This is a genomic window from Microbacterium sp., from assembly GCF_047606385.1.
GTDB lineage: Bacteria > Actinomycetota > Actinomycetes > Actinomycetales > Microbacteriaceae > Microbacterium.
Genome location: NZ_JASGEL010000030.1, coordinates 30,401 through 53,747, shown reverse-complemented (window position 1 = coordinate 53,747; position 23,347 = coordinate 30,401). Strand labels below are relative to the sequence as shown.

Below are 23,347 nucleotides of genomic sequence, written 5' to 3'. Positions count from 1 at the left end.
GCGATATGGTTCGGTACATGCCCCGGTCGAGCCTGGAACCGTCGACGGGAACGCGCCGCACCAAGACCTGGCTGCTGACCCTGCTTGGCGAGGCGGTGCTGCCCCTCACGCGTTACGTCTGGCAGGGATCGCTCGTCGACGGCCTGGTGGCTCTGGGCGCGTCCACGGCGGCGGCGCGTCAGACCGTGAGCCGCGCGATCGCAGACGGCTGGCTCATCAGCGAGCGGGTGGGACGCCGGTCGCGACTCGCGATCAACGATTCGGCAGCCATCCAGCTCCGGGAGGGACGCGCTCGCACGCTCAGCTTCGGTCAGCCGCAGGAGTGGGATGGGCGCTGGCTGCTCGTCGCACTCACGGTTCCCGAAGACAGCCGCTCGATGCGGTATCACTTCCGCACCGAGCTCGCCTGGCTCGGCTTCGGCTCGATGGGCAACGGGCTGTGGATCTCACCGCATGCCGTGAACGAGGCCGCGACCACCCGCCTGTTCGCGTCGGTCGACGGCCCGCAGGGCGCGTACGTGTTCACACACGCCGAGCCCGCGAATCGCAGCCCTCGCGAGATCGCCGCCGAGGCCTGGGATCTGGAGAACCTGCGCACGCGCTACGAGGGGTTCATCGAGCATTTCACGCAGCTCGCTCCGTCCACCCCGGACGCCGTCTTCGTCGCCTGGGTGGACCTGTTCACCAGGTGGCGGCATTTTCCCCTCTTCGACCCGGAGCTGCCGGACTCCCTGCTTCCCGCCGACTGGCCGAGATCACGAGCCCATGCGCTCTTCCACCGTCTGATCGAGCAGTGGACCGCCGAGGCGCTCGACTACTTCCACGAGCTGGAGAGCCGGGCGAGCGGCGCCTGAGCACGTCCCGCCCGCAGGGAGGCAGAACCCGGCACGCGTCAGCGGAGGCGGGCGGCCAGCTCGGCACTGGCGACGCGCAGCCAGCGCGCGGGCTCGGCGAGGGCGGCCTCGGGCGAGCCGGCGAGCTCGGTGAGCGAGACGGATGCGGCGAAGGCCGCGGTGTCCGCGCCGGGGTCGATGCGGCCGGCGACCAGGGCTGCGGGAACACCCGCGTCGGCGGCGAGCGCCGCCGCGTGCGCCGGCGCCTTGCCCGCGGCGGACTGGCCGTCGTACGCGCCCTCCCCGGTCACGACGACGGATGCCGTGGCGACGACCTCCGAGAGTCCGACCAGCCGCGCCACCTCGGACGCGCCCGGCACGAGCCGCGCGCCCCAGGCCAGCAGTGCGAAGCCGGTTCCTCCCGCCGCGCCGGCTCCGGGTGTCTCGGGATCGACGTCGAAGAGCGCCGCATACCGGGCGAGGGCGGCGTCCACGTCGGCGATCTCGTCCGGCGAGAATCCCTTCTGGGGGCCGAACACGGCTGCGGCTCCGCGGGGTCCGAGCAGGGGGTTGGTCACGTCGGTGAGCACGACGGCGCCTGCCGGGGGCAGCGGCCGCAGCCCGGTCGGGTCGACGGCGTCGACGGCTGCGAGGTGCGCCGCACCCCGAGCCCCGTCGTCGCCGGTGAACCGGCCGCCGAGCGCGCGCAGCATGCCGGCACCCCCGTCGGTGGAGGCGCTGGAGCCGATCGCGAGCACCAGACGGGAGACGCCGGCATCCAGCGCGGCGGCGATGGCGACGCCGAAGCCCTCGGTCGAGGCGTGCCACGGATCGCGGGCGTCGCCGAACAGCTCGATGCCGCACGTCGCCGCGAGCTCGACCACGCCTGTGCCGGCCGGCGCGTCGGGCGTCGGCGGCAGCAGCAGCCACTCCGCGTCGATGCCCGGGCCGGTCCCCGCGGGCGGTGGCACCGCGACGCGGATCCGCCGGGCACCGGGCACCGCGACGGCGAACGCGTCGAGCGTGCCCTCGCCGCCGTCGGCCATCGGACGCAGGACGAGGTCGGCGTCCGGGTCGGCGTCGTGCCATCCCGCCGCGAGCGCGGATGCCGCCTCCGCCGCTGCGATCGAGCCCTTGAAGCTGTCGGGAGCGAGGACGACGCGTCGCGCGCTCATGCCCGGAGCGGCGGCGTGCTGTCGCGCAGCACCACCTCGAGCGGGAGTGGCGCGGCCGGCTGCCAGTCGGCATCCACCGCCGCCCGCAGCGCCCGGTAGCCCACCTCGTCGAGCGGCACCCGCACCGTGGTCAGCGCCGGGGACACGTCACGGCCGGTGGGGATGTCGTCGAACCCGGCGAGCGCGACGTCGCTGCCGACGCGGCGGCCCGCCTCGCGCAGCGCGGAGAGCGCGCCGATGGCGACGACGTCGCTGATCGCGAAGACGAGCGTGCCGGGTTCGAGCCCGTCCGAGAGCGCCTGCGAGACCAGACCGGCTCCCGATTCCCGGGTGAACGCCCCGCGGTAGACGCGATCGACGGCGCCGCCGGCGGCGCCGAAGCCCTCGCCGAAGCCGGCGACGCGGTCGTCGGAGGTGCGCACGCCCTCGGCCGCGGCCAGGACGACCGCGCGGCGATATCCCTGGCCGGCGACCGCCGCCCCCAGCGCCTGCGCCCCGCCGCGGTTGTCGACGAGCACCGAGCGGACGCCGTCCGCGCCGGGGCCGAGCGCGACCACCCGGCCGCCGAACGCCGCGATCCTCGCGATCTCGTCTTCCAGCGCCGGCTCGGCGGACTCAGTGGATCGCGAGGCGGCGAGGATGACGCCGCGCGGGCGCTGGCCGCGCAGGGCCCGCAGCAGGCGCACCTCGCGATCGAGGTCGCGCTCCGTGATCGCGATCGTCACCACCAGCCCCGCTTCGTCGGCTCCGCGCACCACCCCGGCCGCGATCTGGCCGAAGTACGGGTCGGCGATGTCCGCGACGAGCAGAGCGATGATCGCGGCGGTGCCGCGGGCGGTCGCCTGCGCCGACAGGTTGGCGGTGTAGCCGAGCCGGACGGCGGCGGCCTCGACCCGCTCCCGGTAGGAGTCGGCCACCTTGCGGGTCGAGCCGTTGAGCACGCGCGACGCCGTGGCGAGCGACACGCCCGCCTCCCGGGCGACATCGTGCAGCGTCGAGGCGGCAGTGCGCCCGGAGTCCTCGCTGGTGTCCGACATCATCGTGAGTCTAGGTGTATTGGTCCCGACAAGCTGCTGCGGCTACACCATCACAGCCGGGACGACACGATCCGATCGCCAGTTCGACGAGGAACGGCCCCAGGCAGACCGCGAGGAAGACGGATTCGACGTCGTGGTGGTTGTGCGGCTCGGCGGCGATCGCATGATTTGCCTCTACACCGTTCGGGATGGTCACCTCGAGCCGGAATCCTCCACCGTCAATCGACCACGACACCTTTGCTTGACAGAACGGCGTGAAATGCGCCGCGTCCAACGAGGTGACGCCAGCACCCCGGCAGCCGTGCGATACGAGACCCAGGTGTGGAAAGCGCTTGCCTATACGTCTAAACTTCTCCGTGTCATGAGCGCAATAGAGCAGTGGTGGGTTGATGCCGTCGTCTATCAGATCTATCCAAGGAGCTTCGCTGACTCGAACGGAGATGGAATCGGCGACATACGCGGGATCTCCTCGCGCGTGCCCTATCTCTCGTCGCTCGGGATCGACGCCGTCTGGCTGAGCCCTTTCTATCCTTCGGCGCTGGCCGACGGCGGTTATGACGTCGACGACTATCGCGATGTGGATCCCCGTCTCGGTACGCTGGACGACTTCGATGAACTGGTAGATCGGTTGCACGCCGCGGGCATCCGGCTCTTGGTGGACATCGTCGCCAATCACACGTCAAGTCGTCACCCATGGTTCGTCGAGGCCCTCGCCTCCCCGCGCGGCTCAGCCGCGAGAGACCGCTATCATTTCCAAGACGGGCGCGGGCCCGGTGGCGGCGAGCCCCCTTCGGACTGGGAGTCGATGTTCGGCGGCTCGATCTGGGAACGCGTCCACTCATCTGGACGGGAACCCGACCAATGGTACTTTCACATCTTCGCCCGCGAACAGCCTGACCTGAACTGGGACCATCCCGACGTCCGGGCGGACTTCATTCGGACCATAAGGTTCTGGGCGGACCGTGGAGTAGACGGGTTCCGCGTCGACGTCGCCCACGCCCTCGCCAAGGACCTCACGCCTCCCCTGCCCGCTTGGCGGGACATCCACGTGGCGGACGCGATCGCCGACGGGTTCGAGAACGGGAGCCATCCGTATTGGGACCGCGATGACGTCCACGCGATCTACGCCGAATGGCGACAGGTGTTCGACGCTTATGACCCGCCGCGCACCGCCGTTGCGGAGGCGTGGGTGCACAGTTCGCGCCGCGAACGATATGCCAGTGGATCCGGACTAGGGCAGGTTTTCAACTTCGACCTATTGCAGGCCAATTTCGACGCAAACGCGTTTCGTACGACGATACGGCGCAATCTGGACGCGGCGGACACGGCGAGTACCTCATCGACGTGGGTACTCTCCAATCACGACGTTGTGCGCCACGCGTCGCGCTTCGGCCTTCCCGCGGGACCGTGGAAAGGCGGCCCAGTGGACCAGTGGCGGAAATCTCGCGGCATAGCGCCCGAACTGGACAGCGCCATGGGCGAACGGCGAGCGCGCGCAGCCACACTGCTCGTTCTCGCGTTACCCGGGTCGGTATACCTCTTCCAAGGCGAGGAGCTCGGTCTCCACGACGTTCCAGACATCCCCGACGAATTGCGCCAGGATCCTACCTTTGCGCGCACCGCCGGAGCAGATCCTGGGCGCGACGGCGCACGCGTGCCGCTCCCGTGGACGGCCGCCCGCCCCACGTTCGGGTTCGGCGGTCGGCCGCAGCTGCCACAACCGAACTGGTTCGCGCAATACGCGGTCGCTGAGCAGGCGGGAACCCCCGGCTCGACACTAGAGATGTACCGTCAAGCGCTGGACATCAGACGGCGTCTGCGCGGTACGGACGCTGTGACGTGGGTCGAGGATGCACCGAAGGATGTCGTCCACTTCGCACGCGCCGGCGGATGGCATTCGGTCACGAACTTCGGGGACACCCCTGTCACGATGCCTTCCGGATCGTTGATGCTTGCAAGTGGCGAGGTGACGGGCCGCGACCTACCACCCGCAACAACCGTGTGGTTGTTGGACGCCAATCGATCATGACCGCCACTCACCGGGCGAGCGCGATCCAATCGGCGATCTCGCCCGGTGCCGCGCGTCCGTCGGCCACGGCGACGACGAACGAGCGGTTGAGGGAGTCACCGCCTGCGATAACGATGTCCCGCTGCCCGGCGACGGCGGATCCGACTCCGGGGTACTCGCGCGTTCGGACGAACCACGGATCACCCGCGGTGGCCTCGTCGTACGGAGCGAAGGCGACTGTCGCCTCGCCCTCATCACCCTCGCCGAAGAACATCGCGGACCAAGCCAGCCATTCGGCCGGCTGACCATGGATCCCGTCGACACCCGAACGACCTCCGGCAGCCTCGACGCTGACATCGGTGCATGAGGGAAATCGCCAGAAGAACCCCCCATATCCGGAGCCGGCGAGACCGCGCCCTCCAGGGCTGCCGAGCACGAGGCCGTCACCGGAGACCGCGGTGAGACACGTCTGGTGGGTGAACAGCCACAGACGATCGTCCCGATGCCGGATCTCGATCTTCCGCACCTCTTCGGCGAGTGTGCGACCGTCGTGCGAGAGCCAATCGATGCGGAGAACCGTCGTTCCGGCGTGCTGGGTGCATGACATGACGACCTGGGATCCATGATCGCTCGACCAGCGGTATCCCTCCTCGCGCAGATACGTCGGCCCGCCCCACAGGTTGGAGTCCTGGACTCGGGGAACCGCGAAGGATGCTCCCGCATGCCAGGGATGATCCGCCGGTCGCGCATCCGTCACCGTGACGCCGCGCGCGGTCCGAACGGGGTGGAGGAACGGATGGGGGCTGGACGTCGGCAGCGTGCCGCTCCCGTCTCGCACCGTCGCGACCCGCAGCCCGCCCACATCCAGCTCCCCGATGATGCGGTCGTGTCCGATGAAGGCGAACGGCGCCGCCACCTCCGAGAACAGTGCCGCCGCACCGGCAGCCGCCCGCACGCTCGCGCCGATGTCGACCACGACGGCATGGCGGTCAGCGCCCGTGCCACGCCATTCGACCCTGTCTGGGCCGATGGGTGTCGGACGCGGGGCGTCCCTAATCGTCTGCAGGACTCGCATGTACCCCCCGCTGTCTACCAGTGGCGACAGCAGCGGCATCCCCGAGTCGATGTGGTCTAGAAGGTTCTCCAGAAGTCCGGTACGCCCGAACGCGATCGCCTCCTGACCGTCCGAACGCTGCACGATGTCGTCGACGTAGCGGAAGTCCCGTTCTCCGTGCGCGCCGGCGACGGTGACCACCGCGTCTTCCTGATCCGGGGCGCACAGCGTCAGCGCGCAGGCGATGGTGATGCCCTGACGCGTGACGATCCGGACGGACGAGGTGTCGTCGGCGTCGATGGCGTTCGCGCGATACAGCTCGACCTCGACGCTGTCGATGTGCTCGAGTCGCTGGCTGCGCGCGACCCGGAGCGCCGTGGCGACAGCGTGGGCGAGCGGATTCGTCACTACGCCGTCCATGATCGGCGTGGCCCCGACCCAACGACGCCCTGCCCAGGGCGACCGATGCCAGTAGTCGACGCTGCGTCGCCACAATCCCACAGCACGGACAGCGCGCACCTCGCCGATCCCGAACGCATCGTCGTCGAAGCGCCTGAGCGCATGGGAGCCAAGGCTCTGAAAGCCCACCTGGACAGATCGTCTGCGCTCACCGCTCAGCCGGAGCAGCTCGTCGAACTCCCCCAGCCCCGTCACCGGCGGCTTCTCGAGCAGGACGTGGGCCCCCATCTCGAGCGCGTCACGTGCGAGACCGTAATGCGTAGCGATCGGGGACGCGACGACCACGACGGTGGGAACGCCGACACGCGCCACCGCGGCGCGCAAGGACGGAAAGACGGGTGAGGCGTCTTCCCGATCGGCTGACACCGCGAGAACCGGGTCGACGAGCCCCGTCACGACGACGCGCCCCTGGGCCTCGAGCTCGGCGAGTCGATGCCTGTGCACCAGGCCGAACCCCCGCGCGCCCGCGAGGACGATCTGGCGTGGCGAGCGCGCGGAACTGGTTGCCACGTGATCTGCCTCACTTGTGTGGAGTGTCGGGACGTTCCGGAGCGCGCCCCAGGAAGGGCGCGCTCCAGAACGGTCAGAGCGATGTGTAGGCGATCGCCGGGACCCAGCTGACGACGGCGTCTGCCCCGCTTCCGGGCTCGCGGACTTCGAATCGAAGGATATCGCCGGCGTGCACCTGGACATCGTCGATCGAACTGCTGGCGACGATCGAGGACCCCGCCGACGTCAGCGAGCCGGACCAGATCACCACGCCGTTCAAGGTGACCGCCAGCTGCGCGTCCGGAGCCGCCTCGGCCGCGGCCAGCGCCGTGCCCCGGATGCTGATCGCGCCGTCGTCGGGTGCGGTCCAGACCCGAGCCACGACGGCCTTGGCGCTGCAGCCGGGCTGCGCATCAAATGCGGACAGAAGAGCGCCGGTCGCATCCGAATATGCATCTGCGGCGGCCGAGTATGTCATGCTCTTCCACGTGATGCCGCCGTTCGCGCTCGACGCGTACGACCATCCTTCATCGCCCTGTGTCCCGGAGAACTGTTCCGCCGCGTACCAGACGTGCTGCGCAGAGACCGCCGTCGGATTCGTTCCTATCGTGAAGTCGTCGAACGTGCCGTTGGCGTCGGTGTGTATGAATCCGGTCGGCTCGAAATTCAGATTGCCGTCGATGGTGCCCGTCGTCGGACCGTACGCGCCGGCGACCCGCACTCCGCCGACCTCGACGCGACGCGGAACGGTCAGCGCGTTGTTGACGAACACGTTGTCGACGACGGTGTTGTCCGTGTCGTAGTGCTCGACGCCGTCCGTGGGCACATGGATGTTGAGCATTGACAGCCCCGCTCCGGCGTTGTCCGCAAAATAGTTGCCGCGATACTCGATCGAGTCGGTGTCGATCTCGTGGTCGACGCCTGTCTCGTCGTGACTGCCGGTCTCCGGCGTGCTCACGATCATGTTGTTGAAGAACCGGATGTCGTCCGCTCTCAACACGATCACCTCGGACGTGCCCGCGGTGACGAAGCAGCCGGCGAGCCGGGCGAGAACGGAGTCCTGTACCGTGACGTCGCGCATGTTCGCGATCCGGAGGCTGTGCGGACAATAGGCGCCGTCGATGCCGCCGTCGTCGTCGTCGTGGAGGTAAAGGTGACGCATGCGCACGTTCGTCATGGTGTCGCGACTCGAGGCGCCGTCGATCAGTTCGAGACTGCTGTCTCCCTGCCAGTCGAAGGCGATGCTGTCCAGGTTGTGGGCACCCTCGAACCCGTCGATCAGCACGTCCGTGACGACGGTCGGGTTCTCCGGCGTGAGCGTGACAGGTCCGGTGAACTCCAGCCCCGCCGAGTCGTAGACGTAGTCCGAACCGTGCGTGTTCGCGCGATCCTGGTGGATGCCGGCCATGTTGTGCACCGAGAGGTTCAGGAAGTCGAGATCCTCGTGACCCGTGGTGTCGAAGTAGACCACCAGGCCCGCACCGGCGTCACCCAGCTCGAGATCGCGAACGGTCACGTGACTCGGGTTGGTGAGCGTCAACGCTCGCTGTGTGACGTCACCGTCACGGATGATCCGGGGACGGTCGCCGCTGCCGTACGCGCCGACGACGATGTGCTGCGACGCGGTGCCCTCCCCCGAGATCCGAAGCTCTTGATCCCAGGTGGCGCCTCGAGCGAGGAGGACCTCGTCTCCCGGCTGAAAGTCGATGCCGTCCGTGCTCGTGAGGTCGCACCAGGGCTCCGCGATCGTTGCCGGGCCGCTGTTGTCGCACGCCGAGAGTCGGTTGTCGATGTGATAGATGCGGCCGGACGAGGCAGCCGCCGGCGCCGCGGCGAGCAGAACACCCGCGCCGAGCAGGCTGGCGGCCAGCACGACGGACATCACACGTCCTACATACCGGATCATTGCGCCCATGATTCGGACTCCCATCCGTTCGCACTGACGAGGGCCTGCGACTGCGTGACCCACATGTCCTCCAGGTGAGACTGCTCATCGCTCAGCGACTTGGTGCCGAGGAGGTATCCGTCGTAAAGGCTCACCGTCGTCGATCCTGCCGGGGCGGCAGGCACGCCGCTGATGATCCGCGGCTCACCCCAGCTGCCCTCCAGCATGCCGGCGGACTGCTCCGGCGCCGAAGCGACGGTCACCGCAGGGATCGCTCCTGTCGCGTCCAGCCAATCCTGGATATACGGGGAGCTCATGAACTGCAGGAACTTGACGGCTGCGCTCAGCTGATCGCCCTCGATTGTCGAGGGGATCATGTAAGTCGTTCCACCCGTGCTTGCGCCGCGCTGCGGCTCGATTCCGGTCGCGAGGTCGGTGCTGGCCGATGTCACCTGCGGAAAGGCCATGCTTGCGTATTCGAAGTCCACCGAGCCGAGCGCCGAGCTCGCATAGTCGGTCCCCCACGTCATGGCGGCTTCGCCTGTCGAGAAGTCCTTGAGGTTGACCACCGCCCCCGACGTGCTGGAGATGCCGGACCAGTTCTCCGTCGCGCACTCGTCGAAGAACTGCTTGAGCAGCACCAGGGTCTCGGCCACTTCCGGGGTGGATGTGGTGAGTTCGCCGCTGAGAATCGCGCGCGACCAGTCCTTCGTCGTGAGTTGCGTGCTCGAGCCCGGCTCGCCTGCGGTGTCGTAGTAGTTCAGGTCGTCATATAGCGCCCCGATCAGCTGGTTGCCGATGGCGTTGACCGTCTCGTTCATGCCGAAGTTGCCGTTGTCCATCGCGAACGGCGTGTAACCCGCTGCCTTCAGCTTCGTGCAGGAGGTGAGCAGATCCGAGAACGTCTCGATGGGAGTGGTGATCCCGACCTCATCGAAGATGTCCTCGTTGTAGAGCACTCCCGCTGCCAGCAGGTTGAAGGGCAGCTTGCTGATGTGCCCGTCATCATTGAGAGAGCTCGCGACGTCGAACCCGACATACGTGGAATCGAACGCGTCGATCCACTGCGTGTTGCCCTCAATGTAGGGATTGGGCTCCTTCAGGTAGTCGTCGAGATTCGTGACCATGTACGGCTTATATGACGCCTGGCTGAACACCAGTTCTGGTGCCGTTCCCGCCGACAGCTGGGTCGAGATCGTCTCATTGAAGGAGGAGATGGGCAGCACTGTCGTGTTGACGGTGATGTCTGGCTCGAGCTCCTCGAACTTCGCGACAAGGGCATCCCACGCTTCACCGAAGCTCGACCCGCTGTCATTCCATTGGTTCGGACCTTCGATCGTGATCGTCACGTGATCGCCCGACGTCCCCGGTTGGCCGGCGCAGCCGGCGAGAACCGACGAGGACAGGGCGACGAGCAGGACGATCGATCGTCCACGCCGCCTGAATCTGTTTTCTGACATCGAGATCCACTCCTTCGAGTATCTGGTTGGGATGGAATGCGAACGGGCGAGGAGTCCCTATTTGCTGACGCCGGACAAGCCGCCCTGCATGCCGGCGAGGAAGTACTTCGAAAGAAAGACGAAGAGAAGCAGCAACGGAAGACTGGCGAGGATGTAACCCGCGAACAGCGGACCGTAATCGGTGCTGTTCTGCCCGCTGAAGAAGCTCAGTCCCACCGATATCGTGCGCAGCGAGTTCTCTGTGATCGTGAGGAGGGGCCAGAAGAAGTCGTTCCACACGTTGATTACCGTGAGCAGCGTGACCGTTCCGAGGACGGGGAGGGACAGCGGCACCGTGATGTGGAAGAACAGCCGCCAACCGTTCGCGCCGTCCACCGTCGCGGCTTCGAAGAGCTCTCTCGGCATGTCCTCGATGAAGCTCTTGATCAGAACCACGGCGAGAGCCGTGCTGGCGCACACGTGGGGGATGATGATCGCCCAACGCGTATTGAGCAGGTGGAGGTCGCGCATCATGACGAACAGCGGGATGAGTGTCGCCACCGACGGCACCATCAGCAGACAGCTGATCAGGACGAAGATGAGGCGACGCCCGAGGAAGCGATAACGCGCGAGGACGAAGGCGACGCCGGTCGAGAGCAGGATCGTGCCGATCGCGGATGCGGCCGCGACGATGACGGTGGTGACGATGTACGGCTCGATCTGCGCCCAGGCCTTCCCATAGTTCTCGAGGTGCATCGGCCAGGGGAACGCCCAGTAGCTGTCGTACAGCTGATCCGTCGTCTTGAGCGAGCTGAGGAGCACGAAGATGAACGGAACGAGACCGATGAGAAACAGCAGTGCGATCGCACCGTGCACGGCGGAGCTCGTCGCCCGCCGGCGGAGCAGCGGCAGCACGGGCACCTTGCGAGCTCCTGCGGACAAGCCCGTCTGATGCCCCGCAGTCAGGCCTGCGCCGTTCTCAGAGCTGTACATCGATCTCCCCTCCCTTTCGCCGCAGGAACAGGACGAATGAGCTGAGCCCGCATCCGAGGACGAACAGGATGCTGGAAAGTGCGGCCGCGTACCCCCAGTTCTGACCTTGGAACGCCTGGCCGATCAGTTGCAGCACGGGGACCTCCGTCGCGCCGTCTGGCCCGCCGCCGGTCGTGAGATATGCGAGCATTCCGAATTGGAGGATCCCCGCCATGACGAGGAAGAGCAGCAGCCGAAGCTGGCTGGCAAGCAGCGGGACGTCAATGAGAAAGAAGCGGCGAATACGTCCGACGCCATCCAGCCGTGCGGCTTCGAAGATCTCGTCCGGGATGTTCTGGAGTCCGGTCGTGAAGACGAGGAACGGGAGTCCTGCGACCCAGGGAACGCCGATGAACAGGAGGGCCGCCAGCGCCGTGTTGGGGTCGCCCACCCAGTTGTGAGCGAACTCGCCGAGTCCGATCGTCTCGAGCAGTCGGTTGATCATCCCGTCGTTGGGGTTGTAGAGGAATGACCAGACCAGGGCGGTCACGACACCGGGAAAGGCCATAGGAAAGAGCAGGAGGACGCGATACACAGTCCGGGCGCGCTCGCTGCGCACGGTGATGAGCAGCTCCGCAGCGATGAGCGGAAGGAGCCACTTCATCGTGATGTCGACGAGGAAGATGACTCCGAGATTCGCGAACGAGCGCCAGAACATCACGTCCGAGAAGACGGTCGCGTAGTTCTTGAAGCCGACGAATGGCGAGTCGAACCCAGGGCGCCAGTCAAAGAGCGAGTGCCATGGTCCGCTCAGCGCCGGGTAGAACGCGAAAACGGCCAGGAACGCGAGCGTGGGCAAAAGCGTCGCGACGATTCCCCATCTCAGACGAACGCGTCGTCGGGCTGGTGGGCATGTCCCTGCCGGTTCGATCGGGCTCGCCGTCACTGCACTGACCTCCTCGTCACTACTAACTCGCGTTAGCATCCAAAGCGTCTCAGGTCACCTCGGTCACTGTCAAGCTTCTATGCGGATAGTCCTCGATTCGGTGCAAAACTGGACGGGCAGAGACTAACTCGCGTTAAGGTGGGATCATGGAGATTTGGAGGCACCTGTGGTGACGACCGACGGACGTTCACGGCGACCGACTCAGAGCGACATCGCGCGGCTTGCCGGCGTCTCGCGGACCGCCGTCTCACTGGTCCTCAGCGGCAACACCTCGAAGATCGCGCTCTCTGACGACACCCATGCAAAGGTGGAGAGCGCGGCTCGCCAACTCGGCTATGTGCGCGACCCCGTCGCCACCAAGCTGGCCGCAGGTCGCAATAATCTCCTGGGGATCTACACCTTCTCGTCGATATTCCCGACCGAGATCGGAAACTCCTACTACGGCTTCCTCACAGGCATCGAGGAGGAGAGCGCCGAGATCGGATACGACGTCGTGCTTTTCACTGCCTCCAGCACGCCGTCGTTTGACCGCTCGGCCGGCGAGCTGCGCCGCGTCCGCCTCGCGGATGGTGTCATCCTGCTCGGACGTCACCTGCCCGCGGCAGAGGTGTCGGAGCTGCTCGACGATGACTTCCCGCTCGTCTATATCGGACGACAGGACGCCCTCGGGTCTCGTCTCCCATACGTCGGCATCGACTACGAGACGGCATCGCGCGACGTTGTCGATCGCCTGATCGAGTTCGGACACCGGCGGCTGCTCTACCTCCGCGAGGATGACGACGCGCCGTCGTCGACGGATCGCCAAGAAGGGTTCCTTCGGGGCGTTGGTGGTGGCCTTCATCGGGGAGTGCGCGGCCATGTCCTCCGCACGGCGGGCACGACCCGGGTCACCGCCGACTCCTTGCGCTCATGGTTGACGCAAGGATTCACGGCCATCGTCATCGAGCAGGAGGGGGCCAACCAAGCCCTGGTGCAGCTCACCGACGCCATGGATGTTCTCGGCCTGTCCGCGCCCGAGGACCTCTCGATCGCCGTGCTCGGAGACCCTACCGGGCTGCCCGCAGGGCAACCGGAATTCGCGGGGTTCGCGTATCCGCGGGAGGAGGCGGGTCGGCTCGCAGTCCGGCTGCTGCGACGCCTGCTCGCGGGCGAAGACGTCCCGTCGGCCGAGCGGCAGGCCCTCGTCCCGTGCGTCCCGATCACGGGTACCACGGCCGGCCCTCTGGCTGTCCGATGAGTTCGCGCGCCAGAGGCGGCGCATCCGAGCCACTCAGAAGGAGATCCGCCCGCAAACTCGACTTCGACGTCGCGGTGATCGGCGGCAGTCTCGGCGGAGTGGCAGCGGCACAAGCCGCCTGCGAAGCGGGCGCGAGGGTCATCTTGACCGAATCCGACGACTGGCTGGGCGGTCAGCTCACCGGCCAGGCGGTTCCCCCCGACGAGCACCCGTGGATCGAGCGCTTCGGGCGAACCAGGCGATATCACCTGCTGCGTACCGCGATCCGCGCCTACTATCGCGGGTGGTATCCGGTCGATCCGGCGGTCGACACCGAGGCGTTCAATCCCGGGGCAGCACGTGTGAGCCCGCTCGCCCACGAACCACGCGTTGCTCTCGCCGTGATCCGCGGAATGCTCGCACCCCACATCTCCTCCGGCCGGTTGACGGTGCTCACACGTACTCGGCCGGTACGAGCGTGCGTGGAAGACGACCTTATCCGTTCGGTGGAGATCGAGACCGCGGACAGCACAATCACGTCCATCGCCGCCAGATACTTCCTCGACGGAACGGACGAAGGCGATCTACTTCCCCTCGTCGGCGCCGAGCACACGGTGGGCTCGGAGGAGCAGAGCAGGTATGGGGAACCCCATGCGGGAGCGTTGGAACGACCCGAGAACCAGCAAGCGATCACATATTGTCTCGCTCTGTCCCACCACGCTGGTGAGGACCACACGATCGACCGCCCGCTCGACTACGCCTTCTGGCGTGACTACAGTCCCGAGGCCTGGACCGGCCGCTTGCTGAGCTTCACAGCCCCAGACCCACGGACCCTCGAGCCGCGAACCCGTTGGCTGGACCCCAACCCCGAAGACGAACTCGCCCCGCCATGGGCGGACACGAGCGCCGATAACGGCGACCTGGAACTGTGGCGGTTCCGACGGATTCTCGCCAGGCGGATGTTCCGTGCGGGCACCTTCGACTCGGACATCACGCTCGTAAACTGGCCCATGACGGACTACTGGCTTCGTCCGATCATCGGGGTGTCAGACGCCGAGCGCGCGGTTGCCCTCGCTGAGGCGAAGCAACTCTCGCTGTCAGTGCTGTACTGGCTGCAGACCGAGGCCCCGCGCCCGGACGGCGGCACGGGGTATCCGGGTCTGCGGCTCCGTCCGGATGTGGTCGGCAGCGATGACGGGCTCTCACGTGCGCCATACATCCGCGAGGGGCGCAGAATCCACGCGCGACGGACCGTGACCGAGCACGACGTGTCGACCGTCCTGCGCGGGGGCGTCAACATCCGGTCCTATCCGGACGCGGTCGGCATCGGCGCATACCGCATCGACCTTCATCCCACGACGGGGGGAGATCCATACATCGACATCTCGAGCACGCCCTTCGAGATCCCCCTTGGGGCATTGCTGCCCGTACGTATTCGCAATCTGATCGCCGCGGGCAAGTCACTTGGGACGACCCACATCGCCAATGGCTGCTACCGGCTGCACCCCGTCGAGTGGAACGTGGGCGAGGCAGCAGGGGTTCTCGCGGCACGCTGCAGCCGCGAGGGCATCCCGACGGAGGCCGTGTATGAGGGTGAGACGGCGCGCGACGACTACCTCGCAGAGTTGGACAAAGCGGGGGTCGAGCGGCACTGGCCGATGCTCCGGGCGCTTTGATGAAGTCAGACGCTGCCCGCCCACAGCTCGAGTTGGGCCGTCGTGAGGAGTTCCGGCGGCAGTGGGGCCGAAGGGATCGAAGATTCCTCTAACGCGTCCCCGGTCTTCACGCGCAGCCTGTATGCGGAGGCGGCTCGATGAAAATCCGTCCACCGCAGGGGCCGGCGAGGGCCGTCATAGTGGGGGAGCATCAGGCGGATACGGTCGAATGCCTGTCGTTCAACGCGCGCAGGAGGCACAATGCCCGGGGCCACGTCGTGACTCTCGATCTCCATCGCCATCTCCATGTCGACCGCTCGCAGCGTCAGAAGGATCTCGTCGCCCACTTGGACCTCGACGCGGGGGACGTCTGCGCTCAGCGTGATCCCGTTGATCATTAAGTCAACGGCATCTCCACGTCCGTCGACTTCAAGCACCGCACCGAGGAAAGCCGCCTCGACGCCATCGACGGGGCGCAGTATGTGTTCATCCGCTCCCGCCCCGAGAAATGCCCCGACCGACACCGACCCACGATGCTGGGATGACGTGAAGAAGCCGCTGCAGCAAGCCCGGCCATCGTGCATGTACCGATGACGTGCGAAAGCCACCCGCCCCGCTGCCGAGCGCCAGCACGCGATGAGGTTCTGGCGTTGCTCCCACCCGTCCTGGAACGAGATCGAGCCGATCGCGAACGTCGGGGTCAGCCAGGTCGTCAGTCGTCGCTCGATGTGCGGACTGGCGACCACGACCGACGACTCGACTCTCGGGCTCACGACCGCCTTCGTGAGCCCGAGAGTCGCTTGCCGCGGCACGCGGGGAGACAGCACCATCGGCCACACGGCAGCGAAGAGTTCATCACCCGCGGCAAGGTAGGAATGAAGACCGTCTGTCGCGTACTCGATCAACGGGCCCAGCCAGCCAGGGAGTTCTGCGAGAGTGGGGGCGTAAGCGCGGGCGTGCGGCCCCGCGAGCTCCCCGGACGGCGCGTGAAAGCGCGCGACGACCTGCCCCCAGAGGTGCCCCACGATCCGAGTGGCGCCGTCGCGCACGTGTGGGTCGTGCACGAGCTCCTCGATCGCGTGCGCGGCGACGAGACAGACACCGGCGTACGCCGGGCTGTTGTACTCGGCGGGTATGGGCTGGGACAGGATCAACGATCGCAGCCGCGCGAAACGGTCCGATGCATAGTCACGCATCCCAGGGGCGTCGTCGGACAGCTCGGCGGCGACGAGGACAACGAAGGTGCCCTTCATCGCGACGTTCGTGTACTCGAGGTCCACATTCCTGCGCCGAATGAAGTCCGCGGCTGAGACGACCGCTGCCACGCAGCGACCGACGAGGTCCGCAGGTAACGCCGACGCATATCGCTGGACGCAGACCGCGAGGCCCATGCCGATGAAGTCAGCCCAGTTGATGTCGACGCTCGGCGCCTGCGCGACGGACTCCTCCGCGAAATACGGCCACAGTCCAGAGTGAGGACCGGACCTGCACTGTAATCTCGTGATGCGGTCGAGGATCCGTGCTGCACGTGCGACTGCCTCCGGCTTGTCCGATGCCAGCAGTGCCAGCGCGTAGTACAACGACTCGCGGACCGGGTGACGCAGCGCATCGGGCGGGAGATGCGCGACATGCGCGTTTCGATACGACGTAATCGGCAACTCCAGCAGACTCGCGTCGGCGTCGAAGTGAAGTTCGCCGAAGGCCAGGATGCGCGCCGCGATCCCTGCCACGACGTTCCTCGGATGGCTGCACACTATCCCACCTTCCAGGACACGACTCCGCTGAGACGCACGGTGACGATCTCGAAGGCGTGGAACTCGAGCCGGATGCCGCCGTCCGGCGCGAGCGGAACCGCGGCATGCCCTCGTTCTAGCAGGTCTGTGACCACCGCACCCGCATGCGCGAAGGATGTCCGCATCGAGGTCACCGCCCTTCCGCCGCGGGACTCGTAGAGGCGCACCACCACATCTCCCGTCCGATCATCCGCGAGCTTCACGGTCTCCACGATGACGGCCGGATCGGAAGAGCTCACCAGCGGTTCGAATCCTGTTCCGGCGAGACGGCGAGGCGGGTAGGCAAGCCGATAACCGAGACCGACCGCGTCGCCCACATCCGCGCCCGGGCGGAGCACCGTGATGAAACGGTGCTCACCCTGGTCGGCGGTGGGGTCTGGGAACAGCGGTGCGCGCACGAGCGACTGTCGCACGAGGGTGCCGTGCGCGTCGTCGAGGGCACGCACATCGTGTCCGTAGGTGCGGTCGTTGGCGACGGCGACGCCATAGCCCGGCTCGCCGACGTGCACCCAGCGGTGGGCGCAGATCTCGAATTTCTCCGCATCCCACGAGGTGTTCTGATGTGTGGGTCGAAGGACGTGCCCGAACTGCGTCTCGGCCGCGGACCGTTCGGCTTGCACGGCGAGCGGGAACGCGAGCTTGAGCAGCTTCTGGCTCTCGTGCCAGTCGACGTCGGCGGTGAGACGGATGTCGGGGTCGCCGCCGCGCACCTCGATCGTCTGGGTGACATGAGAGGCGCCGAAGCTGCGCAGCACGCGGATCGTGGCCAGCCCGTCGGCGACGGTGACGGAAAGGTCATCGACTCCCGTGATGTCGTCCCCGACGCGTTCATACTCTTTGTCGATGTCCCAGGCGTCCCACCGGCGCGGGGTGTCGCGAAACAACTGGAGCAGGTTCGCGCGTCCGGCAATCACCTCGCGGTCCGCCCGGAGATCGCGGATCGAGTCGATGACACCGTCGACCGTGAGACGGATGCGGAGCACCCCGTTGTCGACGAGGAGAGTTTCGCCGTCGCGCGAGACGGAGACCGGAACGTCGCTGGGCGCCGGCTCACCCGCGCCGTAGGGCGCGACACCCGCCACCTCGAGGGGTGTCGCGTTGACGACGGCGAACGAACCGGCGTCCACCGCGTCTGCTCCGAGCGCCTCGAGCGCCGTGTTGATGATGCCCTCGAGCACGACCAAAACGCGTTCGTACGTGGCCTCGGCGTCGCGGTACACCCACTCGATCGACGAACCGGGGAGGATGTCGTGGAATTGGTTCAACAGCACGTCTCGCCAGGCCGACTCAAGCTCGTCGTACGGATAGTCGGCGCCGACGCGCACGGCAGCGGTCGCCGCCCACAACTCGGCCTCGTGCAGGAGCGCCTCCGAGCGGCGGTTGCCCTGCTTCGTGCGCGCTTGCGAGGTGTACGTTCCACGATGGAACTCGAGGTACATCTCCCCGCGCCAGAGAGGGCGGTTGGGGAACTCGCGCTCGACGTCCTCGAAGAAGCGGTACGGGCTGGACAGCTCCGTGCGGGCGACGCCCTCTAGCGAGCGGTAGCGCTCAGCGCGCGCGAGCATCTCGCGGGTGGGTCCGCCGCCGCCGTCACCGTAGCCGAACGGGACGATGGACCCGGATGACAGTGCTTTCTCGCGGTAGTTCCGTGCGGCGTGATCGAGCTCGGACGCCGCCAGGGTGCTGTTGTACGTGTCGACGGGCGGGAAGTGCGTAAGCACCCGCGAGCCGTCGATGCCGACCCAGTCGAACGTGTGGTGAGGCATGCGGTCGGTCTCGTTCCACGACAGCTTCTGCGTCAGGAACCGGTCCGCCCCGCTCAGACGTGCCAGCTGCGGGAGGGCGCCGCTGTAGCCGAACGAGTCCGGCAACCACACGTCGCGCGTCTCGACACCGAACTCTTCGAGGAAGAACCGCTTGCCGAACGTCATCTGCCGGACCAGCGCTTCCCCGCCGGGCATGTTCGTGTCGGACTCGACCCACATGCCGCCCACAGGCACCCACTGCCCGGTGCGGATCTTCTCGCGGATTCTCTCGTAGAGGTCGGGGTAGCCGCTCTTGATCCACGCATACTGCTGAGCAGACGAGCAGGCGAAGACGAAGTCGGGGTACTCATCCATGAGATCGACGACGTTCGAGAACGTGCGGGCGCATTTGCGCACCGTCTCGCGAACCGGCCAGAGCCAGGCCGAGTCGATGTGCGCGTGGCCCACCGAGTACGCGAGGTGCGCGCTCGCGTGGGCGGGCGAGGCGAGCGTCGGGGCGATTACGGCGCGGGCGTCAGATGCCGTGCCGCGGACATCGTCCGGATCGACCGCATCCACCATCGCATCAAGCGCATGCAGCACCCGGGCCCGACGCGTATCGTCAGCGGGCAGTATGCCGAGGAGGTCCTGGAGCGCGTCGGCATCCTGGAGCAGTTGCCATGTCGCGTCGTCGATGAGACGGATCTCCGCGACGCGCAGCCTGTATAGCTCAGCTCCGTCCATCGCACCGCGCGCCCCCAGCGCATTCGGGGTGAAGTTCGTGCCGTCGGCCATGATGCACGGGTTCCCTGCCGCTTCGAGATACAGGTCGACGGTACCGGTGTCGCGCAGTCGGTATGCGGAATTGCGTGGCGAGACGCCTTTGGCGAGCCTGCCGTCGGGGTGCCAGTATTGACCTTCCGCCTGGAATCCCGGCATGGCGCCATCGAAACCCAGGTCGACGAATACCTCGGTGCGGGCACCCTCGCACCGGCTCCACACCATGGGGATGTCGCCGGTGAGATGGAACCACGTTGTCGTCCAGGGGGCACCCCAGGAATCGCCGACCATGAACGGTTCGAAGTCGAGAGCGTTCGCTTCCACGAACGGGATCGGCTCATCCGGGATCCGCACACGTGTCACCGTGAGGGGCTGGCGCTGCGCGACCACCGCCGGCCGAAGGCGTTCGTCGATGAAGCGAGCGACACGCGCCTCGACCAAGGGGATGTTGATGTGCATGGCGTCCTCGTTGCCTCGATCGTCACCGGGAGTGCAACTGCGGCGACACCAGCGCGCCGAACGCTCGAACCGCAAGCTGCACCGCGCGCAGGGGTTCCGTTGACCAGACGTCCTCGTTGAAGATCTCCACCTCGATGTCACGGTCGTAGCCGGTGTCGAGCACCGCCCGGGTGAGGGGCGCGAAGTCGATCACGCCCTCGCCCGGGTAGTGACGCGAGAGCAGCACGTCGGCCGCCAGCGGCGTCTTCCAGTCGCACACCTGGTAGGTGGCGATCCGGCGCTCGCGACCGGCGCGCGCGATCTGGGCGAGCACGTCGGGGTCCCACCAGACATGGAAGGTGTCGACCGTGACCCCGACCACGCCCGGGTCGAAGTCGGCGGCGATGTCGAGCGCCTGCCCCAGCGTGGACACGACGGCCCGGTCGGAGACGTACATCGGATGCAGCGGCTCGATCGCCAGCGTCACTCCGGCTGCCGCGGCATCCGGCGCCAGCTCGCCGATCGCGTCGCGCACCCGCTCGCGGGCGCCGGCGAGGTCGCGGGAGCCGTCCGGGATGCCGCCGGCCACGAGCACGAGCACGGCCTGCGAGCCGGTCGCCCCGGCGGCCGCGAGTGTGGCGGCCTCGTCGATCGCCCGGCGGTTGTCATCGAGGGCGGCACGACGCTCGGGCCCCTCCGGAAGGGTGAAGAAGCCGCCGCGGCAGTGGGTCGAGAAGCGCAGACCGGAGTCGGCCAGCATCCGCGCCGCGGTGGCCAGGCCGACCTCCTGCACGGGCTCGCGCCACAGCCCGATCGCCTGCACGCCGGCGTCGACGGTGGCCTGCAGCGCCTCGGCGAGGCTCGCACGCTTGAGAGTCGCCTGGTTGATGGACAGGCGAGGATCGGGATGGGTCATGGCCTGACTCCGTTCAGGGTGAGGAGCGCGTGCCAACGCTCGGCGGCGAGGTCGGGCCGCTCGAGCGCGCCGGACTCGTTCGCGAGCCGGACGATCTCGGACAGGTGGGGCAGGCTTCGCGCCGAGTGCAGCCCGCCCACCATCTGGAACGCGGGTTGGTGGCCGCCCAGCCAGGAGAGGAACGCGACCCCGGTCTTGTAGTAGAAGGTCGGAGCGGCGAACACCTGCCGGCTGAGCGCCTCGGTGGGGCCGAGGACGTCCCCGTACGCGGCAGCGTCCCCGGCGTCGAGCGCCTGGATCGCCGCCGAGGCCACCGGCGTGATGGCCGCGAACGCGCCCAGCAACGCGTCGGAGTGCGAGCGCGAGGTGGTCTCGTCGCCCGAGTCGGCGATGAGCCGCACGTAGTTGAAGTCGTCGCCGGTGAACATGCGCACACCTTCGGGCAGCCGTTCGCGCACCGCGATCTCAGCATCCGCATCGAGCAGGCTCATCTTCACGCCGGCGACCTTGCCCGGGTTCTCCTCGATCACCCGGATCAGGACGTCGGATGCCGTGTGCCAGTCGTTCGAGCCGAAATAGCCCGCCAGCTGCGGGTCGAAGGCCGTGCCGAGCCAGTGGAGCACGACCGGTGTGGTCGCGGCCTGAAGGACCGCCGCGTACACGCGCAGGTAGTCGGCGCGGCTGCTCGCCGCCCGGGCGAGGTGCCGGGATGCCATCAACACCGGTCCCGCGCCCTGCTCCTCGGTGAAGTGCAGCTGCTCGAGGTAGGCGTCGATCACCTGCGGCAGCGTGATGGTCTCGTCCTCGACATGGTCGGTGTTCACCCCGACCACCACCGATCCGCCCTCCTCCCGCGCGACCTGCGCGGAGCGGGCGATCAGCTCGCGGGTGGCAGCGGCGTCCAGCCCCATGTTCCGCTGAGCGGTGTCCATCGCGTCGGCCACGCCCAGCCCCCACGAGTACACGTGACGGCGGAAGGCGAGGGTCGCGTCCCAGTCGATCTCGGCCGGGCGGCCGGGTGTGTTGTCCGCCCAGGCGTGGGGGACGACGTGCGCCGCGGCGTAGGCGACGCGGCTGCGCAGCGGCTGCGCCGGGCGGGCGGCGGCGATGGGCTCGAGGAGCGGGGCCGTCCTCGTGCCGCCTGCGCCGTCGATGAGGGTGAGCTCGGTCATCGGAGTCACTCCAGCGTGAGCGCGGGCAACTCGATCTTGCGCCCCTCGCGGTCGGACTGCAGACCGGCCTCGGCGAGCTGCACCCCGCGCGCGCCGGCCAGCAGGTCGAACGGGTAGTCGGTGCCGAGCACATAGGACGCGAGGAACTCCTCCCACTGCTGGCGGAAGCCGTTCTGGAACACGTCGTTGGTGGGAACCTGCGCCCAGTCGGCGTCGTAGTCGTGCTCGTCGGCGAGGTCGGGGTTCCACACCGGCTTGGGGGTGGCGTTGCGGTGCTGGATCTTGGCGCCGAACAACCCCACCACGGCCGACCCGTGCGTGCCGTCGACGTGGAACTCGACGAGCTCGTCGCGGTTCACCCGGGTGGTCCAGCTGGAGTTGATCTGCGCGACGATGCCGCCGTCCAGCTCGAAGATGCCGTAGGCGGCGTCCTCCGCGTCCGCGTCGTAGTGCTCGCCGTTCTCGTCCCAGCGATCGGCGACGTGCACGGCCGCCTTGGCATAGACGCTCTTCACGTCGCCGAACAGGTTCTCCAGGATGTAGTTCCAGTGCGGGAACATGTCGACGATGATCCCGCCGCCGTCGGCGACCCGATAGTTCCAGCTCGGGCGCTGCGCCGGCTGCCAGTCCCCCTCGAAGACCCAGTAGCCGAACTCCCCCCGCACCGACAGGATGCGGCCGAAGAAGCCCGAGTCGATGAGCCGGCGGAGCTTCTGCAGCCCGGGCAGGTAGAGCTTGTCGTGCACGACGCCGGTCTTCACGCCCGCCGCGGCGGCCAGCCGTGCCAGTTCGAGGGCCTCCTCGACCGTCTCGGCGGTGGGCTTCTCGGTGTAGATCGTCTTGCCGGCGGCGATCGCCTTGCGCAGCGCGGCCGCGCGCGCCTTGGTCACGAGGAAGTCGGCGTAGATCTCCCACCGCGGGTCGGCGAGGGCCGCGTCCAGGTCGGTCGTGTAGTCCTCGATGCCGTGCTGGGCCGCGATCTCGGCGAGCTTCGCCTCGCTGCGACCCACCAGCAGCGGCTTCACGGTGACCTTCGCGCCGTCGGGCAGCTCGATCCCGCCCTGCTCGCGGATCGCCAGGATCGACCGCACCAGATGCTGGCGGTAGCCCATCCGACCCGACACGCCATTCATGATGATCCCGATCTCACGCACCGCGGGGGCGTCGGCGGTCGGTGCTGCGAGGGTCGTCGTCTCTGACACTGCGGTTCCTTCGTTCGGGTTGTGCTCGCTGCGAATCGGTAAGCGCTTTCCACTATCTCATCGGAATGCACTTGCCGCAAGTGGGTGAACCGTCTCGCCGCCGCCTCGATCACCACCCCCGGCCGTCACGACG

Annotated in this window: 17 protein-coding genes; 4 read left to right on the top strand and 13 right to left on the bottom strand. The window is 67.5% G+C overall.

Translation table 11 applies throughout. The features are described from left to right. Positions 1–17: 17 nt before the first annotated feature. On the top strand, positions 18–854 hold the full coding sequence (locus QM626_RS03235) for a PaaX family transcriptional regulator C-terminal domain-containing protein (protein ID WP_415073914.1): 837 nt from the start codon (positions 18–20) through the stop codon (positions 852–854). A 38-nt stretch (positions 855–892) separates the two neighbouring features. Here QM626_RS03235 and QM626_RS03230 read toward each other — a convergent pair whose 3' ends face one another. The 3 genes from QM626_RS03230 to QM626_RS03220 are packed head-to-tail and all read right to left on the bottom strand — an operon-like array spanning position 893 to position 3,280. Next, positions 893–2,008, bottom strand: a complete 1,116-nt coding sequence (locus QM626_RS03230) for a glycerate kinase (protein WP_415073912.1) — start codon at positions 2,006–2,008, stop codon at positions 893–895. Further along, positions 2,005–3,045, bottom strand: coding sequence for a LacI family DNA-binding transcriptional regulator (locus QM626_RS03225; protein WP_415073910.1), 1,041 nt, complete (start codon positions 3,043–3,045; stop codon positions 2,005–2,007). Before QM626_RS03225 ends, QM626_RS03230 begins: the two co-directional genes overlap by 4 nt. Before the next feature lie 10 nt (positions 3,046–3,055). Beyond that, on the bottom strand, positions 3,056–3,280 hold the full coding sequence (locus tag QM626_RS03220; RefSeq protein WP_415074039.1) for a hypothetical protein: 225 nt from the start codon (positions 3,278–3,280) through the stop codon (positions 3,056–3,058). Positions 3,281–3,406: 126 nt separating this feature from the next. On the opposite strand from QM626_RS03220, the gene QM626_RS03215 reads away from it, so the two are divergent. Further along, entirely contained in the window at positions 3,407–5,074 is a 1,668-nt protein-coding gene (locus QM626_RS03215) for a glycoside hydrolase family 13 protein (protein WP_415073908.1), read from the top strand. Between the two features lie 7 nt (positions 5,075–5,081). Here the strand turns inward: QM626_RS03215 and QM626_RS03210 are convergent, their stop codons facing one another. From QM626_RS03210 to QM626_RS03190, 5 genes are read right to left on the bottom strand one after another with little or no spacing between them, the layout of a single operon-like run. Beyond that, entirely contained in the window at positions 5,082–7,259 is a 2,178-nt protein-coding gene (locus QM626_RS03210) for a DUF6807 family protein (protein WP_415073906.1), read from the bottom strand. Further along, complete coding sequence (locus QM626_RS03205) at positions 7,150–8,937, bottom strand: hypothetical protein (protein WP_415073904.1); 1,788 nt, start codon at positions 8,935–8,937, stop codon at positions 7,150–7,152. The genes QM626_RS03210 and QM626_RS03205 overlap by 110 nt, the downstream gene beginning before the upstream one ends. 20 nt (positions 8,938–8,957) lie before the next feature. Next, positions 8,958–10,400, bottom strand: a complete 1,443-nt coding sequence (locus QM626_RS03200) for an ABC transporter substrate-binding protein (protein WP_415073902.1) — start codon at positions 10,398–10,400, stop codon at positions 8,958–8,960. Between the two features lie 57 nt (positions 10,401–10,457). Continuing rightward, a complete protein-coding gene (locus QM626_RS03195) occupies positions 10,458–11,300 on the bottom strand; it encodes a carbohydrate ABC transporter permease (RefSeq protein WP_415073900.1) in 843 nt (280 codons plus the stop codon). Positions 11,301–11,358: 58 nt separating this feature from the next. Next, positions 11,359–12,297 (bottom strand): carbohydrate ABC transporter permease, encoded by a 939-nt coding sequence (locus QM626_RS03190; RefSeq protein ID WP_415073898.1) that lies wholly within the window; start codon positions 12,295–12,297, stop codon positions 11,359–11,361. Positions 12,298–12,463: 166 nt separating this feature from the next. Here QM626_RS03190 and QM626_RS03185 point away from each other — a divergent pair, with 166 nt between their 5' ends. Further along, entirely contained in the window at positions 12,464–13,534 is a 1,071-nt protein-coding gene (locus QM626_RS03185) for a LacI family DNA-binding transcriptional regulator (RefSeq protein ID WP_415073896.1), read from the top strand. Then, positions 13,531–15,189 carry an FAD-dependent oxidoreductase gene (locus tag QM626_RS03180; RefSeq protein WP_415073894.1) on the top strand — a complete coding sequence of 553 codons (1,659 nt, stop codon included), beginning with the start codon at positions 13,531–13,533 and terminating at the stop codon, positions 15,187–15,189. The genes QM626_RS03185 and QM626_RS03180 overlap by 4 nt, the downstream gene beginning before the upstream one ends. Positions 15,190–15,194: 5 nt before the next feature. On the opposite strand, the gene QM626_RS03175 is transcribed toward QM626_RS03180, so the two are convergent. From QM626_RS03175 to QM626_RS03155, 5 genes are read right to left on the bottom strand one after another with little or no spacing between them, the layout of a single operon-like run. Beyond that, the gene (locus QM626_RS03175; protein ID WP_415073892.1) at positions 15,195–16,898 is read right to left on the bottom strand and encodes a hypothetical protein; all 1,704 of its coding nucleotides are present in this window, start codon (positions 16,896–16,898) and stop codon (positions 15,195–15,197) included. Positions 16,899–16,921: 23 nt separating this feature from the next. After that, the gene (locus QM626_RS03170; RefSeq protein ID WP_415073890.1) at positions 16,922–20,086 is read right to left on the bottom strand and encodes an alpha-mannosidase; all 3,165 of its coding nucleotides are present in this window, start codon (positions 20,084–20,086) and stop codon (positions 16,922–16,924) included. Next, on the bottom strand, positions 19,968–20,840 hold the full coding sequence (locus QM626_RS03165) for a sugar phosphate isomerase/epimerase family protein (RefSeq protein ID WP_415073888.1): 873 nt from the start codon (positions 20,838–20,840) through the stop codon (positions 19,968–19,970). Before QM626_RS03165 ends, QM626_RS03170 begins: the two co-directional genes overlap by 119 nt. Next, positions 20,837–22,012: a dihydrodipicolinate synthase family protein gene (locus QM626_RS03160; RefSeq protein ID WP_415073886.1), complete on the bottom strand. Its 1,176-nt coding sequence runs from the start codon at positions 22,010–22,012 to the stop codon at positions 20,837–20,839. Before QM626_RS03160 ends, QM626_RS03165 begins: the two co-directional genes overlap by 4 nt. A 5-nt stretch (positions 22,013–22,017) precedes the next feature. Beyond that, positions 22,018–23,145 carry a Gfo/Idh/MocA family protein gene (locus tag QM626_RS03155; RefSeq protein WP_415074037.1) on the bottom strand — a complete coding sequence of 376 codons (1,128 nt, stop codon included), beginning with the start codon at positions 23,143–23,145 and terminating at the stop codon, positions 22,018–22,020. Between the last annotated feature and the right edge of the window lie 202 nt (positions 23,146–23,347).

Bases quoted from the DNA above. Each gene is read 5' to 3' on its own strand.
- QM626_RS03235 (WP_415073914.1), top strand. From the start codon at position 18: ATGCCCCGGTCGAGCCTGGAACCGTCGACGGGAACGCGCCGCACCAAG.
- QM626_RS03230 (WP_415073912.1), bottom strand. From the start codon at position 2,008: ATGAGCGCGCGACGCGTCGTCCTCGCTCCCGACAGCTTCAAGGGCTCG.
- QM626_RS03225 (WP_415073910.1), bottom strand. From the start codon at position 3,045: ATGTCGGACACCAGCGAGGACTCCGGGCGCACTGCCGCCTCGACGCTG.
- QM626_RS03215 (WP_415073908.1), top strand. From the start codon at position 3,407: ATGAGCGCAATAGAGCAGTGGTGGGTTGATGCCGTCGTCTATCAGATC.
- QM626_RS03210 (WP_415073906.1), bottom strand. From the start codon at position 7,259: ATGTCCAGGTGCACGCCGGCGATATCCTTCGATTCGAAGTCCGCGAGC.
- QM626_RS03205 (WP_415073904.1), bottom strand. From the start codon at position 8,937: ATGTCCGTCGTGCTGGCCGCCAGCCTGCTCGGCGCGGGTGTTCTGCTC.
- QM626_RS03200 (WP_415073902.1), bottom strand. From the start codon at position 10,400: ATGTCAGAAAACAGATTCAGGCGGCGTGGACGATCGATCGTCCTGCTC.
- QM626_RS03180 (WP_415073894.1), top strand. From the start codon at position 13,531: ATGAGTTCGCGCGCCAGAGGCGGCGCATCCGAGCCACTCAGAAGGAGA.
- QM626_RS03165 (WP_415073888.1), bottom strand. From the start codon at position 20,840: ATGACCCATCCCGATCCTCGCCTGTCCATCAACCAGGCGACTCTCAAG.
- QM626_RS03160 (WP_415073886.1), bottom strand. From the start codon at position 22,012: ATGACCGAGCTCACCCTCATCGACGGCGCAGGCGGCACGAGGACGGCC.
- QM626_RS03155 (WP_415074037.1), bottom strand. From the start codon at position 23,145: ATGAATGGCGTGTCGGGTCGGATGGGCTACCGCCAGCATCTGGTGCGG.